The sequence below is a fragment of the Pseudomonas sp. B3G-3 genome, from assembly GCF_028640915.1.
Classification (GTDB): domain Bacteria; phylum Pseudomonadota; class Gammaproteobacteria; order Pseudomonadales; family Pseudomonadaceae; genus Aquipseudomonas; species Aquipseudomonas chlororaphis_I.
This window is the reverse complement of the sequence record NZ_JAQZAB010000110.1, coordinates 54100-68844: the sequence shown is the minus strand read 5'-3', so window position 1 is coordinate 68844 and position 14745 is coordinate 54100. Positions and strand designations below refer to the sequence as shown.

The 14745-nt window shown below is 63.1% G+C and carries 10 protein-coding genes and 1 riboswitch; of the genes, 7 read left to right on the top strand and 3 right to left on the bottom strand.

Annotated features, from left to right (window positions below):
• Positions 1-48 precede the first annotated feature (48 nt).
• Positions 49-172: riboswitch (yybP-ykoY riboswitch) on the bottom strand.
• A 51-nt stretch (positions 173-223) separates the two neighbouring features.
• Both PVZ80_RS18185 and PVZ80_RS18180 read right to left on the bottom strand, forming a co-directional pair.
• A complete protein-coding gene (locus PVZ80_RS18185; RefSeq protein WP_124302139.1) occupies positions 224-1222 on the bottom strand; it encodes a class I SAM-dependent methyltransferase in 999 nt (332 codons plus the stop codon).
• Between the two features lie 33 nt (positions 1223-1255).
• Positions 1256-2221, bottom strand: a complete 966-nt coding sequence (locus PVZ80_RS18180; RefSeq protein WP_016703566.1) for a 2-hydroxyacid dehydrogenase — start codon at positions 2219-2221, stop codon at positions 1256-1258.
• Between the two features lie 82 nt (positions 2222-2303).
• On the opposite strand from PVZ80_RS18180, the gene PVZ80_RS18175 reads away from it, so the two are divergent.
• Together PVZ80_RS18175 and PVZ80_RS18170 are read left to right on the top strand one after the other, a co-directional pair.
• Positions 2304-2933, top strand: coding sequence for a LysE family translocator (locus tag PVZ80_RS18175; protein WP_028683370.1), 630 nt, complete (start codon positions 2304-2306; stop codon positions 2931-2933).
• Between the two features lie 138 nt (positions 2934-3071).
• A complete protein-coding gene (locus PVZ80_RS18170) occupies positions 3072-4172 on the top strand; it encodes a hypothetical protein (RefSeq protein ID WP_101283478.1) in 1101 nt (366 codons plus the stop codon).
• Here the strand turns inward: PVZ80_RS18170 and PVZ80_RS18165 are convergent.
• On the bottom strand, positions 4165-4938 hold the full coding sequence (locus PVZ80_RS18165; protein WP_009050758.1) for an AraC family transcriptional regulator: 774 nt from the start codon (positions 4936-4938) through the stop codon (positions 4165-4167). The two genes, PVZ80_RS18170 and PVZ80_RS18165, sit on opposite strands and share 8 nt — an antisense overlap.
• An 86-nt stretch (positions 4939-5024) precedes the next feature.
• On the opposite strand from PVZ80_RS18165, the gene PVZ80_RS18160 reads away from it, so the two are divergent.
• The 5 genes from PVZ80_RS18160 to PVZ80_RS18140 all read left to right on the top strand — a co-directional run bounded on the left by PVZ80_RS18160 (position 5025) and on the right by PVZ80_RS18140 (position 14745).
• The gene (locus PVZ80_RS18160; protein ID WP_016703564.1) at positions 5025-6209 is read left to right on the top strand and encodes an MFS transporter; all 1185 of its coding nucleotides are present in this window, start codon (positions 5025-5027) and stop codon (positions 6207-6209) included.
• A gap of 169 nt (positions 6210-6378) precedes the next feature.
• A complete protein-coding gene (locus PVZ80_RS18155) occupies positions 6379-8061 on the top strand; it encodes a fatty acid--CoA ligase (RefSeq protein WP_009050756.1) in 1683 nt (560 codons plus the stop codon).
• Positions 8062-8398: 337 nt separating this feature from the next.
• Positions 8399-10288 carry a DUF1302 domain-containing protein gene (locus tag PVZ80_RS18150; protein WP_009050755.1) on the top strand — a complete coding sequence of 630 codons (1890 nt, stop codon included), beginning with the start codon at positions 8399-8401 and terminating at the stop codon, positions 10286-10288.
• Positions 10289-10316: 28 nt separating this feature from the next.
• Entirely contained in the window at positions 10317-11681 is a 1365-nt protein-coding gene (locus tag PVZ80_RS18145) for a DUF1329 domain-containing protein (RefSeq protein ID WP_009050754.1), read from the top strand.
• A 328-nt stretch (positions 11682-12009) separates the two neighbouring features.
• Positions 12010-14745 (top strand): LuxR C-terminal-related transcriptional regulator, encoded by a 2736-nt coding sequence (locus PVZ80_RS18140; RefSeq protein WP_273864326.1) that lies wholly within the window; start codon positions 12010-12012, stop codon positions 14743-14745.

Below are 14745 nucleotides of genomic sequence, written 5' to 3'. Positions count from 1 at the left end.
GTACAGCCTTCCCGCCCCGGGTAAGGTGTGCGTGTCATAGGTCTTGTCAAACCCTGCGGTCCGTCTGTGCGGACTCTTGGGTCGCATGCGCCATGATCTGAGGATCAAGTATGTTGACGCATGCCGGGCGAGCGTGGCGCTCGCGGGAGACTACTCCCCTAGGACGGAGCGGATTCTGCCTAGGCAAAATCCATTCGGCAAGCGTTCTTTTGCAAAAAGGTTTTCAGCCGCGCTTGGCGCTGTAGATGCGAAAACCCTGGCCTTCGGCCTTGATCGAACAGGGGCCGAGATGCTCTTCGATCAGCGGTTGGTAACGCAGGAAACTGTTGGCTACCAGCCGGAGTTCGCCACCTGTTTTCAGATGTTTGGCTGCTTTTCGCAGCAGGTTTTCTGTCGCCTGGTAGTCCGTGTGGACCCCGACGTGGAATGGTGGATTGGTCAGGATGGTGTTCAAACCCATGGGCGCGGCATCGATGCCGTCACCGGTCAGGACTTCGGCTTCCAGGCCATTGGCGGCCAGGGTCAGGCGACTGCTGGCAGCGGCGAAGGCGTCGACGTCGAGCAGGGTCACGCTGTTATGCGGGTAGCGCCGTTTGATCGCCGCGCCCAGGACCCCGGCGCCGCAACCGAAATCCAGCAGGTGGCCGCTGGGCAGTTTGTCCAGGTGTTCCAGCAACAGGGCGCTGCCGCGATCCAGGCGACCATGGCTGAACACCCCCGGCAGGCTGACCACTTTCAGCGGTCCTTCGACCAGCGGCAGTTCATATTCCTGGGCCAGGCTTTCCAGGCTGACGGCTTGCGGCGCGTTGTCGACCGTCACTTGCCATAGCTGGCAGTGCCGCGCGCTGTCGAGCTTGCGCGGTTTGCCGAAGGGGTTGAGCTGCTTGGCCGCGCGTTCGATGCCGCTGCGTTTTTCCCCGACCAGGTACAGCTCGCGCCCGGCCAGGCGCGAGGCGAGGGCGTTGAGCAGGTAGTCGGTCAGTTCCTTGGACTTGGGCAGGAACAGCACGGCGTTGGCAAAGGCTTGCTCGGGGGCGCTCACGCCGAAGTGGCTGCGTCCGCTGAAGCGCGCATCCAGCGCGGCCTGATCGCCAGCATGCCAGCACCAGCCATGGGCGGCTGGCAGGCGGCCGAGCAGGTCATCGGCGGGCAGGCCGGCCAGCAGCAGCGAGCCTTGAAACAAGTCAGCCTGACGAAGCAGTACTTCACTGCGCGGATCCATAATCTGCTCCTGGGAAAAAAGTGGCGCAGTTTATCAACTGACGACCCGCAGCGCTGTACCGCTGAAAAACGCCTGGGCGTTTTCCGCCAGCTGGCCGACGATGCGCTGCCGGGCTTCACGGCTGCCCCAGGCGTTGTGTGGGGTCACGATCAACCGTGGGATGTCATGGGCCAGCAGCGGGTTGCCCGTGGTCGGCGGCTCGACGCTCAACACGTCGGTGGCCGCGCCGCCCAGATGACCGCTGCGCAGGGCGTCGGCCAGGGCTTGCTCGTCGATCAGGCCGCCACGGGCGGTGTTGACCACGAAGGCCTGGGGCTTGAGCAGGGCCAGCTCCCGGGCGCCGATAAAGTGCCGGGTGTGTTCGTTGAGCGGGCAGTGCAAGGTCAGCGCATCGACCTGCGGCAGCAGTTCATCCAGCGGCAGACGATCAGGACGGGCCGGACGACCGGGAATCTGCCCCAGCAACACGCGCATGCCGAAGGCTTCGGCCAGGCGAGCGACGGCGCCACCCAGCTCGCCATGGCCCAGCAGGCCCAGGGTCTTGCCTTGCAGCTCGACGATCGGGAAGTCCAGCAGGCAGAACTGCCGCGCCTGCTGCCAGCGGCCGTCACTGACCGCCTGGCGGTAATCGTCGAAGCGGGTGGCGAGGTTGAGCAGCAGCATGAGGGTGTGCTGGGCCACCGATGGCGTGCCGTAGCCCTGGCAGTTGGCGACTGTGATGCCTTGGGCGCGGGCGGCGGCCAGATCGACATTGTTGGTGCCGGTGGCGGCCACCAGGATCAGTTTCAGTTCGGGGCAGGCGGCCAGGGTTTCGGCGTTGAGCAGCACTTTGTTGCTGATCGCCACCTGGGCTCCCTGCAGGCGCTCGACCACCTGTTCGGGGTTGGTCCGGTCATGCAATTGCAGTTCGCCGAAGCTGTGGCGCAGCGCGCCGAGGTCGAGGTCGCCGAGGTCCAGGGAGCTGTGGTCGAGGAAGACGGCGCGGCGATTGTTAGTCATCAACTGTACCTTTTGCACGAGGGTCTGAAGGCGTAATCTGCCGAGCCTAACAGATGAAATAATTAGATACACAGGAGTGTCCATGTACCTCGCCGAGTTCTTGACTGTCGCCCTTATTCACCTGCTTGCCGTGGCCAGCCCGGGCCCGGATTTCGCCGTCGTGGTGCGCGAAAGCGTGACCCACGGTCGCCGCGCCGGCACCTGGACGGCATTGGGCGTCGGCACCGCGATCTTCCTGCACGTGGGGTATTCGCTGCTGGGCATCGGCCTGATCGTGTCGCAGTCGATCGTGCTGTTCAACGCGCTGAAATGGGCCGCCGCTGCTTACCTGCTGTACATCGGCTACAAGGCCCTGCGGGCGCAGCCGGCCAAGCCGGCTACCGAGAGCCTGCACCTGGAAGCCGGCGAGCGCACCGCGCGCGGCGCCTTCACTTCCGGTTTCGTGACCAATGGCCTGAACCCGAAAGCGACGCTGTTTTTCCTCTCGCTGTTCACCGTGGTCATCAATCCGCACACGCCCCTGGCCATCCAGGCCGGTTACGGCGTGTACCTGGCGGCGGCGACGGCTACCTGGTTCTGCCTGGTGGCGCTGTTGTTCAGCCAGCAGAAAGTCCGTGCCGGTTTTGCCCGCATGGGCCACTGGTTCGACCGCACCATGGGCGCGGTGCTGATTGCCATCGGGGTGAAGCTGGCCTTTACCGAGATGCATTGAGTCGGTCTTTCCCGCTTAGGCTCTTATCGGATATTTCTGATCATTAATTGGGATTAATCGTACAATCGTCCGCTTTTATGCCACTCCGGCCGGTCGAGCCCCTTGACCGCCCGGAGGGCGCGCGAGACCGGACGCTTGATGACGATACAAAAAGTACCGCAGCAGTTGCTCTATCTGGTTTATGGCGGCAAAGAGGTTTATCGCCATGAAGCGAAATTCAGCATTCTGACGGCCCTCGACCAGAGCAAGAGTGCCGAGCCGCTGGTGATTCGGGTCATGACCGACCGTCCCGAGGACTTCCACGGCTGGCCGGTGCACGTAGTGCCGTTGAGTACGCAAACGCTGGTCGAGTGGCAGGGCGACCAGGGCTACTACCATCGGCGCAAGGCCTGTGCCTTTGCCGCGGGCCTCGAGCTGGCGGACAAGACCCTGTTTGTCGATACCGACACCTTGTTCGAGGCCGACCCGCAGCGGCTGTTCGATCGTATTGCGCCCGGCCAGTACCTGATCGATGAAGACGAGTTTCTCTGGTCCGAAGTCCGTGCCCGCCCCGAGTTCGTCAAGCTCGACCGCTACCTGCAGGCCAGCGGTCAGTCGGTGCCTGACGACCAGCGCCTGTTCAACAGCGGGGTCTGTGGCCTGACGGCTGGCGACGGTCCGTTGATGCAGGCCTCGATTGCCTTGATCGATGAGTGGAGCGCGCACATCAAGGACCTGCACACCCTGGAACAGATCGCCCTGTCATTTGCCTTGCGCGGTCAATCCGTGGGCGAGAGCAAGAGTTGCATCTATCACTACTTCTCCGACAAGGACTTCTTCCACGCCATGCAGGCGCTGTTCTTCCAGCGTCACGGCGAAGCTTTCCGGCCGGAATTGTTGCGCGTGCAGCGCGAGGTGCCACGACGCAAACCCTTGCCGTCGCTGTTCCAGCGCTCGCGGATCAAGTTCTACTTGAGGCGACAGAACAAGGATATGCAAAAGGTCGGGCGCGACCTGCTGTATGGCAGCTGCGGCCCGTTCTCGCCCTATGTCGAGGCTTGCCGCCATGTCTGGTGGGATCAGGGGCTGCGCCAGATCCAGCGCCGGGGCATGAGCCAGCAGGCGCCGATTCGCGCGCTGGCGCGTGGCGAATGGCCGGCCGGGTTGCCCCGGCCGCAAAACCGCGACGTGGAAAAACGCCTGCGCCACTACCTGCAACAGCATTTGCAGCCGCACGGGCCTGCACACGGGGTTAAGTGATGGGGCCTAGCGCCTTGAACTGATTCAGGGCACCGAGGTATTCCCGCGGGTGGTGGCCGAGCAAGCGGCAGAACATCGCGCTGAAGGCCCGGGCGCTGCCATAACCCAAGGCCGTCGCCACTTGCTGCACGCTCTCGCCGGCGATCAAGCGTGGCAGGGCTTCCATCAGGCGCAGTTGCTGGCGCCAGGCATTGAAGCTCATTTGCAATTCCTGCTGAAACAGCCGCGCCAGGGTTCGTGAACTGGCGCCGACCTGCTGCGCCCAGTCTTCCAGGGTATTGGCATGATCCGGCGTCTGCAGCAGCGCCTGGCAAATGGCCTGCAGGCGCCGGTCGCGAGGCATGGGGATATGCAGTGGCAGGTTCTCCAGGCGGGCGACTTCTTCCAGCATCAGTTGCTGGATCAGTGGGTTTTCCGCGTGTTCGCGACCCTGCACGGCCCGCAGGATCAGCTCGCGCAGCAGCGGTGTGACCGCCAGCACGCAACATTGCTGCAACGAGGGCGGCGACAGCTCGGGGGCGATGAACAGCGAACGCATGTGCACATCGCCGGCCATGAAGATTTCATGTTCCACCAGGGGCGGAATCCACACCGCGCGGGTCGGTGGCAGGACCCATGCGCCCTGGGCCGTTACCACGCGCATGGTCCCGCGCACCGCATACAGCAGTTGTGCCTCGCGATGCCGGTGCAGCTCCTGGTGGGCTCCGTCGAGATAATCGCGTGGGTAGGCGCTGACCGGGCCGTGCTGAAAGTGGCTGATTAACATGTCCGATCCAATGACTTTATTGTCAGGAGTGCGTTTTATAGCCAACCTAGCATAACGGCATACCTACAACGAAACAGCGTGCCGTCATGAATCAGTCTCGAAACGTAATCCGCTACATCAACGCCGCCCATGTGATCGATCACATGTTCATGCTGATCTTCCCCGCCGCCGTGCTCGGGATGACCCGGGTCTTCGACCTGGACTATGCCGCGCTGATCGGTCTTTCCCTGGGCGGCTTCATTGCCTTCGGCGCCTGTTCGCTACCGGCTGGCTGGCTGGGCGACCACTGGAGCCGGCGGCAGATGATGCTGCTGTTCTTCTTCGGTATCGGCGCCTCGGCGATTTTCACCGGCCTGAGCAGCAGCCCGACGATGCTGGTGGTCGGCCTGACGCTGATGGGGGTGTTTGCCGCGATCTACCATCCGGTGGGCACGGCGATGCTGGTGGCCTATGCGCAGAACCGCGGGCGGGAGATCGGCATCAATGGCATGTGGGGCAATCTCGGCGTGGCCTTTTCGGCATTGATCAGCGGGCTGCTGGTGGCGCATTTCGGCTGGCGTTCGGCGTTCATCCTGCCGGGCGTGGTGGCGATTGCTCTGGGCCTGGGGTTTGCCTGGCAGGTGCGTGAAGAACCCATCCCGGCACGGCCCCATGTGCGGCTCAAGGGCGTGGACGGCCAGCGCATTTCCATGGCCATGGTGTTTGGCGTCCTGGCCCTGGCAACCGCGACCGGCGGGGTGGTGTTCAACGCCACCACCATGACCTACCCGAAGCTGTTCCAGGAGCGCCTGCAGGACCTGTTCGCTTCGCCGCAGACCCTGGGCCTGGTGGTCAGCCTGGCGTATGCCTTCGGCGCCGTGGCGCAACTGAGCATTGGCCGGGTGCTGCATCGCTTCAGTCTGAAATGGCCCTTTATCTTCTTGACCCTGTGCCAGGCGCCGCTGCTGTTCGGCCTGGCCGAGGTCGAGGGCTGGGCGGTCATCGGCCTGGGAGCGGCCTTTATGTTCGTGGTGTTCGGGCAGGTCACGGTGAACGATGCGATGGTCGCCAACTTCGTTGCCCCGCAGTGGCAGTCCCGGGTGTTTGCCTTGCGCTACTGCCTGTCGTTCGGCGCCAGTGCCACGGCGATTCCGTTGATTGCCTTTGTCGAGCCGCGCCAGGGGCTGGCCGGGCTGTACCTGATCCTGAGTGGTTTCGCCGCGCTGACCTTCGCCGCCGCGTTGATCTTCCCGCGTACCCCGGCGGAGGCCGCGGCGGGGCAGGCCGCTTGAGGGGGCATAGGAGTGTCTTCGCGTGAATCCCCGGTCGCACGAATGCTGGCTTGGAGCTAGCATTCGTACGGCTCTGCAAATCATTCCTTTGGCTGATTTGGCAGAGCCAACGGCGCTCTAGAGTGAGCGTTCTCAAGCCACGACCGTGCAGTCACGAAAAGGGATGCTTATGTTGCAGACTCGCGTTATTCCGCCAGCCGAAGGCGCTTACCAATACCCGTTATTGATCAAGCGGCTGCTGATGTCCGGCACCCGTTACGAGAAGACCCGTGAAATCGTTTACCGGGACAAACTGCGTTACAGCTACCCAACCCTGATCGAGCGCGTGGCCAGGCTGGCGAACGTGTTGACGGCTGCCGGGGTCAAGGCCGGGGATACCGTGGCGGTGATGGACTGGGACAGCCATCGCTACCTGGAGTGCATGTTCGCCATCCCGATGATCGGTGCGGTGATCCACACCATCAACGTGCGCCTGTCGCCGGAACAGATCCTGTACACCATGAACCACGCCGAGGACCGCTTCGTGCTGGTCAACAGCGAGTTCGTCGGGCTCTACCAGGCGATCGCCGGGCAACTGACCACGGTGGAGAAAACCCTGCTGCTGACCGACGGCCCGGAAAAGAGCGCCGACCTGCCTAACCTGGTGGGCGAATACGAGCAGCTTCTGGCCGCGGCCAGCACCCAGTACGCCTTCGAGGATTTCGACGAAAACTCGGTGGCCACCACCTTCTACACCACCGGCACCACCGGCAACCCGAAGGGCGTGTACTTCACCCACCGCCAGCTGGTGCTGCACACCATGGGCGTGGCGGTGATCATGGGCAGCATCGACAGCGTGCGCCTGCTGGGCACCAGCGATGTGTACATGCCGATTACCCCGATGTTCCACGTGCATGCCTGGGGCCTGCCTTATGTGGCGACCATGCTTGGCCTCAAGCAGGTCTATCCCGGCCGTTACGACCCGGAGCTGCTGGTGGAGCTGTGGCGCAAGGAAAAGGTCACCTTCTCCCACTGCGTGCCGACCATCCTGCAGATGCTGCTCAATGCCAAGGCGGCCCAGGGCACGGATTTCGGCGGCTGGAAGATCGTCATCGGCGGCAGCGCGCTCAACCGTGCGCTGTACGAGGCCTCCAAGGCCAAGGGCATTCAGCTGACGGCGGCCTATGGCATGTCGGAAACCGGGCCGCTGGTGTCCTGTGCCCACCTCAATGAAGAGTTGCTGGCGGGCACCGAGGATGAGCGCACCTCCTACCGGATCAAGGCCGGCGTGCCGGGACCTCTGGTGGAGGCGGCGATTGTCGATGGCGACGGTAACTTTCTGCCGGCCGATGGCGAGACCCAGGGTGAACTGGTGCTGCGCGCACCCTGGCTGACCGAAGGCTATTTCAACGAACCGCAGAAGGGCGCGGAGCTGTGGGAAGGCGGCTGGCTGCACACCGGCGACGTGGCGACCCTCGACGGCATGGGTGTGATCGACATTCGCGACCGGATCAAGGATGTGATCAAGACCGGAGGCGAGTGGGTATCGTCCCTGGCCCTGGAAGACCTGATCAGCCGCCACCCGGCGGTACGCGAAGTAGCAGTGGTGGGTATTCCCGATCCGCAGTGGGGCGAGCGCCCGTTTGCCTTGCTGGTGGTCCGCGAAGGGCATGCAATCGAGGCCAAGGAGCTCAAGGAGCATCTCAAGCCGTTTGTCGAACAGGGGCACTTGAGCAAGTGGGCGATTCCCAGTCAGATCGCCCTTGTTACTGAAATTCCCAAGACCAGTGTCGGCAAGCTCGACAAGAAGCGCATCCGCCTCGACATCACCGAATGGCAGGCCAACAACAGCACCTTCCTTTCGACCCTATAAACACCTCTTGCCGTGCCCGAAAGGGCACGGTAGAGCCCACCAAGCAAGCGCTTGCCTTGTCAAATCTGAATTTTCAGCCATCCTTGCCGTGCCGGCATTTGCCGGACTGGCGAAAGGACTGTTCCAGAGTGGTTGGAGGCTGCAAATCACACTTTAGAGGGATCAAGCCGTACCACCTGCTGGCTATAGTCCGCCCAAGGATTTTTAAGAACGGGGCAACCGCACAACACGGGGCGATGCAACTTTGAACGACTTCGGGGCTGACTGGGTTCCGCCCGTTCAGAGCGTTTTTAAAAGTGCTCACTGCCATAACAATAAAGCACATGGAGTAGCGTCGATGACATCAGTAAACCAGCTCTGGCGCCGGGCGAAACTGCCTCTGGCCGTCAGTCTCGCCTCTACGCTCGCCGGGCCTGCCTTCGGCGTCAGTTTCAACATCGGTGAAATCGAAGGTCAGTTCGACTCCTCTCTATCGCTGGGTGCGAGCTGGTCTACCCAGAGCCCCAACAAGAACCTGATTGGTGTCAACAACGGCGGTCATGGCCTGTCCCAGACCTCCGACGATGGCCACGCTAACTTCAAAAGTGGCGAAACCTTTTCCAAGATCTTCAAGGGCATCCATGACCTTGAATTGAAATACGGCGACACCGGCGTCTTCGTCCGTGGCAAATATTGGTATGACTTCGAACTCAAGGACGAAAGCCGCGAGTTCAAGGACATCAGCGACAGCAACCGCAAGGAAGGCGCCAAGTCTTCCGGCGGGCAGATCCTCGACGCCTTCGTCTACCACAACTACTCGATCGCCGAGCAGCCGGGTTCCGTGCGTCTGGGCAAGCAAGTGGTGAGCTGGGGTGAAAGTACCTTCATTGGCGGCGGCATCAACTCGATCAACCCGATCGACGTATCGGCTTTCCGCCGTCCTGGCGCGGAGATCAAGGAAGGCCTGATCCCGGTCAACATGTTCTACGTCTCCCAGAGCCTGACCGACAACCTCTCGGCCGAAGCCTTCTATCAGCTGGAATGGGACCAGACCGTCGTCGACAACTGCGGCACCTTCTTCTCCCAGCCGGACATCATCGCCGACGGTTGCAGCGACAACCTGCGGGTGCTGAACAAACGCTCGACCATTCCATCGATTGCCCTGGGGCCATTGGCCGCCGCGGGTGTCGACGTCAACCAGGAAGGCGTGCTGGTACGTCGTGGCCCGGACCGCGATGCGCGGGACAGCGGGCAGTGGGGCGTGTCCTTCAAGTACATGTACGAGCCGCTCGACACCGAGTTCGGCGCGTACTTCATGAACTACCACAGCCGTGCGCCGATCTTCAGCGCCACCGGTGCCCCGCAGTCGGTCTTCGATCGCGTGGCAGCCTTGCCTCCAGCGTTCCGCGCCTTGGGCCCACTGGTGGTTGCCGGTAGCTCCGAGTACTTCGTCGAGTACCCTGAGGACATTCGCCTCTACGGCCTGAGCTTCTCCACCACCTTGCCTACCGGTACCGCGTGGAGTGGTGAGATCAGCTATCGCCCGAACGCTCCGGTGCAACTGAACTCCACCGATATCCTGTTCGCCGGTGTTCGCCCATTGGGCGGTACCCTGGCCAATGCCTCGCTGCTCGACGGCTCGCCGGGCCAGGACCTGCACGGCTATCGCCGTAAAGAGATCACCCAACTGCAGACCACCTTCACCCACTTCTTCGATCAGGTCATGGGCGCCAGCCGCCTGACCCTGGTCGGTGAAGTCGGCCTGACCTACGTGGGCGGCCTGGAAAGCACCTCCAAGGTTCGTTACGGCCGCGATCCGGTCTACGGCCCGGGCGAACTGCCTGCCACCGGCAGCCTGGACACCTGCTCGCAGATCCTCAATACCAGCACCATCAACGGCGCGGGTCCAGGCGCGGCGACCAACAATCGCAGCCGCAACTGTAACGACGACGGCTTCACCACCTCGACTTCCTGGGGTTATCGCGGTCGTGCCATCTGGGAATACAACGACGTGTTCGCCGGTGTGAACCTCAAGCCGAACGTGGCCTGGTCCCATGACGTCAGTGGTTACTCGCCTGGCCCTGGCGGCAACTTCGAGGAAGGTCGCAAGGCCATCAGCCTGGGCGTGGATGCCGAGTACCAGAACACCTACACCGCGAGCCTGGCGTACACCAACTTCTTCGACGGCAAGTACACCACCGTGGATGACCGTGACTTCGTGGCCCTCAGTTTCGGCGTGAACTTCTAAGCACTGCATTTTCAGGAAGAACAAGAATATGAAAGTAACCAAGAGTCTGTTGCAGGTCGGTGTCCTCGGGCTGTCGCTGCTGGCGACCGGGGTCATGGCCGCGGTCTCGGCCGATGAAGCGGCCAAGCTGGGTACCTCCCTGACGCCGATGGGCGCGGAAATGGCCGGTAACTCCGCCGGTACCATTCCCGCCTGGAAAGCCTTGCCGACCAACGCCGGCAATGTGGACGGCAAGGGCTTCCTGTCCAACCCGTACGCCAGCGAGCAGCCGCAGTTCACCATCACCGCGCAGAACGTCGAGCAGTACAAGGACAAGCTGGCGCCGGGGCAGTACGCGATGTTCAAGCGCTATCCTGAAACCTACAAGATGCCGGTCTATCCTTCCCACCGCGGTGCCACGGTGCCCGCCGACGTGTTCGCCGCGATCAAGGAAAACGCCACCAAGACCAACCTGGTCAGCGGCGGCAATGGCCTGGAAAACTTCAAGACCGCCATTCCGTTCCCGATTCCGAAAAGCGGCGTGGAAGTCATCTGGAACCACATCACCCGCTATCGCGGCGGCAGCGTGACCCGTCTGGTGACCCAGGCGACGCCACAGGCCAACGGCTCGTTCAGCCTGGTGTACTTCCAGGACCAGTTCGTGTTCCGCGACAAAATGAAGGACTACGATCCGGCGAACCCGGGCAACATCCTGTTCTACTTCAAACAGAAAGTGACCGCGCCGGCGCGCCTGGCCGGTGGTGTGCTGCTGGTGCACGAAACCCTCGACCAGGTGAAGGAACCGCGCTCGGCCTGGGTCTACAACGCTGGCCAGCGTCGTGTGCGTCGCGCCCCGCAAGTGTCGTATGACGGTCCGGGTACCGCGGCCGACGGCCTGCGTACTTCCGACAACCTCGACATGTACAACGGCGCGCCGGACCGCTACGACTGGAAGCTGGAAGGCAAGAAGGAGATGTACATCGCCTCCAACAGCTACAAGCTCGACTCGCCGCAACTGAAGTACGCCGAGATCATCAAGGCCGGCCACATCAACCAGGATCTGGCACGCTACGAGCTGCGCCGTGTCTGGCACGTGGTCGCGACCCTGAAGGAAGGTCAGCGTCATATCTACGCCAAGCGTGACTTCTACATCGATGAAGACACCTGGCAGGCCGCGGTGATCGACCACTACGACGGTCGTGGCCAGCTGTGGCGCGTGGCCGAGGCGCATGCCGAGAACTACTACGACAAGCAAGTGCCGTGGTACGCCCTGGAAACCCTCTACGACCTGCAGTCCGGCCGTTACCTGGCACTGGGCATGAAGAACGAAGAGAAATCGGCCTATGACTTCGGCTTCACTGCCACCACCAGCGACTTCACCCCGGCGGCCCTGCGCCAGGATGGCGTTCGTTAACCCGCGGTAAATCGAGGCGCATCCTCGATCGACGCCCCGACTGGTTCGGGGCGTTTTTTATTGTCTGGGTTTTTCTACAAAACACGGGGTGGCCCCTGTAGGAGCGAGCTTGCTCGCGAAAAATACTCCAGACAATGCCACCTCCCGGTAAAACCGCGCTGAGCTGATCGCGAGCAAGCTCGCTCCTACAAGTACGCGGGGAGCGCTGACAAACCCGGTTGTATTCTTTTTCTATCCATCTGTAGCAAAAATCTTCAACAGGGGGCTTTTTACCGCTAGTCTGCCGACATCTGTATTGCCGACAACAGCACTTCAATAAGAGTTGGCCATGACTGATCTGTCCCGTATCCAGGGGCCTGCCGGTGCGGCCATCCCCGCGCCGGAAGGGCGCTTCTACCGACCTCCCTTGCCCGACGGCTACGTTCTGCGGCCGCGTCTGTGCGAGCGCTTGAGCGCGGGCCTCAATGGCCGGTTGCTGTTGGTCAGTGCGCCGGCCGGTTTTGGCAAGAGTTCGCTGGCGGTGGAGTTCTGCCAAAGCCTGCCGCCGCACTGGCGCAGCCTGTGGCTGGGGCTCAGTCGCCGGGACAACGATCCGGGACGTTTTCTCGAACGCCTGCTCGAGGGGCTGCAACAGTATTTCGCCCAACTGGGCAGCCAATCCCTCGGGCTGCTGAAGATGCGCCAGCGCCACCAGCCCTTCGCCTTCGAAGAATGGCTGGACGGCCTGCTCGACGAGTTGGCGGCCCATCTTTCCAGTGCGTCTCCCTTGTTGCTGGTGCTGGACGATTACCACCTGGCCCAGGGGCCGGTGCTCGATCGTTGCCTGCAGTTCTTCCTCAATCATCTACCCGACGGCCTGTTGGTGCTGGTGACCAGCCGCCAGCGCCCGGACTGGCACCTGGCGCGTTTGCGCCTGTCGCGGCAGTTGCTGGAACTGCACGAGCAGGACCTGCGCCTGACCTACGACGAATCCCTGACCCTGCTCGACCGGCACAGCAGTTCGTTGCGCGGCGAGGCGCTGGAAAGCCTGATCCTGCGCAGCGAAGGCTGGGTAGCGGGGTTGCGTTTCTGGTTGCTGGCGGCCTCGGAGGCGGGCAGCGGTGGAGCCTTGCCGCAGTCGCTGAATGGCGGTGAAGGCCTGATTCGCGATTATCTGCTGGAAGAAGTCATCGATTGCCTGCCTGCCGAAGTGCAGTCGTTCCTCTACGACACGGCGCCCCAGGAGCGCTTCTGCAGCGAACTGTGCGATGCGCTGCGCGAGTCCCACGACAGTGCCGAGATCCTGCGTTACCTGTTGGCCCACCAGGTATTCCTGGTGCCGCTGGACGAGCAGGGGCATTGGTACCGTTATCACCACCTGTTCTCCGACCTGCTGCGCACCCGGCCCACCGCCAATGCGGTATTGCCGCCGGCCAGCCTGCACCTGCGCGCCTGTCGCTGGTTCAACGCCCAGGGGCTGCTGGACGAAGCGGTGGAGCAGGCGTTGCGCGCCGGGCACCTGGATGTGGCGGCGAACCTGGTACAGAACTTGTCCGAGGAACAACTGCTGGCGGAACAGAACGTCGGCATGCTGCTGCGCTGGAAAATGGACTTGCCCGACAGCCTGCTGATCAGCACCCCGCGGCTGATCGTGCTGTACAGCTGGGCGCTGGGGCTGGCGTGCCAGCTGGATGCCGCCGAGGAGCTGGCCAGCCATTTGAGTCGCTTCCTGCCGGCCCCTTCGGCCACTGCGCAGAAATCCATGCTGGCGCAATGGCTGGCCTTGAGCGGGATCGTCGCCCGCGGGCGGGGGAATCGCGAGCTGACCCTGCTGTACTGCACCGAAGCCCTGGAAACCTTGCCGCAGAAACGTTACGGGCAGCGGCTGGTATGCCTGTCGACCCTGTCCAACCTGGCGATCGCCGATGGCGACCTGTGGCGCGCCCGGGGGCTCAACCGCGAATCCCTGGAGCTGGCGCAGCGGGTCGGCAACCCCTTGTTCGAGGCCCTGGCCCATTACGACCGGGCCCGGGTGCTGCAGGCCCGCGGCGAGATCCTGCGGGCGCTGGATGAAGTGCGCCAGGGCTTGCAGCGCTTGTATGGCCTGTCCGCGCAACGCCTGTACGCGGTACGTGCGCGGCTGACGCTGTATGAGGGGTATCTGCTGACGTTGCGCTGCCAGCCCGAGACCGGGCTGGCGCGCTTGCGGGCGGGCCTGGTCGAGGCCCGGGCCTGTCGCGATATCAGCGTGCTGATCGGCCATTGCGTGATCGCCAACCTGGAAGGCCACAACGGTGAATTTGCCAAGGCCTTTGCCGAGCTGGCCGAGGCCGAGCGCCTGATGCACATCTGGGACGTCCCGCCGATCTACTACCTGGCGATGATTACCCTGGTCAAGTGCGAACTCTGGCTGGTCCAGGGCCGCACCGACCTGGCGCAGGCCTGGCTGGCTCGCCTGGGGCAGACCTACACCGGCGACCAGGCCGCCGCGGCGCCGGAATTTCATCCACAGCTGCCGCTGCATATCGAGTTGCAGCAAGCCTTGCTCGACAGCATCCAGGGCGAGCCGGCCCTGGCCGAACAGCGCCTGGACAAACTGGTGGAGCATGGCCGCGAGACCGGGCGGCAGATGCTCAATGTGATGGCCTTGAATCAGAAGGTCGCGCTGTTGCTGGCCCAGGGGCGCGACCCCGAGGCCCGGCAGGCCTTTGCCCTGGCGTTGGAGGCGGCCGTGGGCGGGGCATTGCAACCGTTCGAATGGGCGGTGCGGGCGCATCCGGCCTGGGTCCGCGAGCAGCTGCAGCAGGGGCCGGCGACGCCATTGCGCCAGACCTTGCTCGAACGCCTGCCGGCCGCCGTGGCGCGCGAGCCTCTGGAGCAGCATCACGGCGAAGCCCTCAGCTCCCGCGAACTGGCGGTGCTGCAACTGATCGCCCAGGGCTGTTCCAACCAGGAAATCAGCGATCAGTTGTTTATCTCGCTGCACACCGTGAAGACCCACGCTAGCCATATCAACAGCAAGCTGGGGGTGGAGCGTCGCACCCAGGCCGTGGCCCGGGCCCAGGAGCTGGGCTTGCTGGGTTGA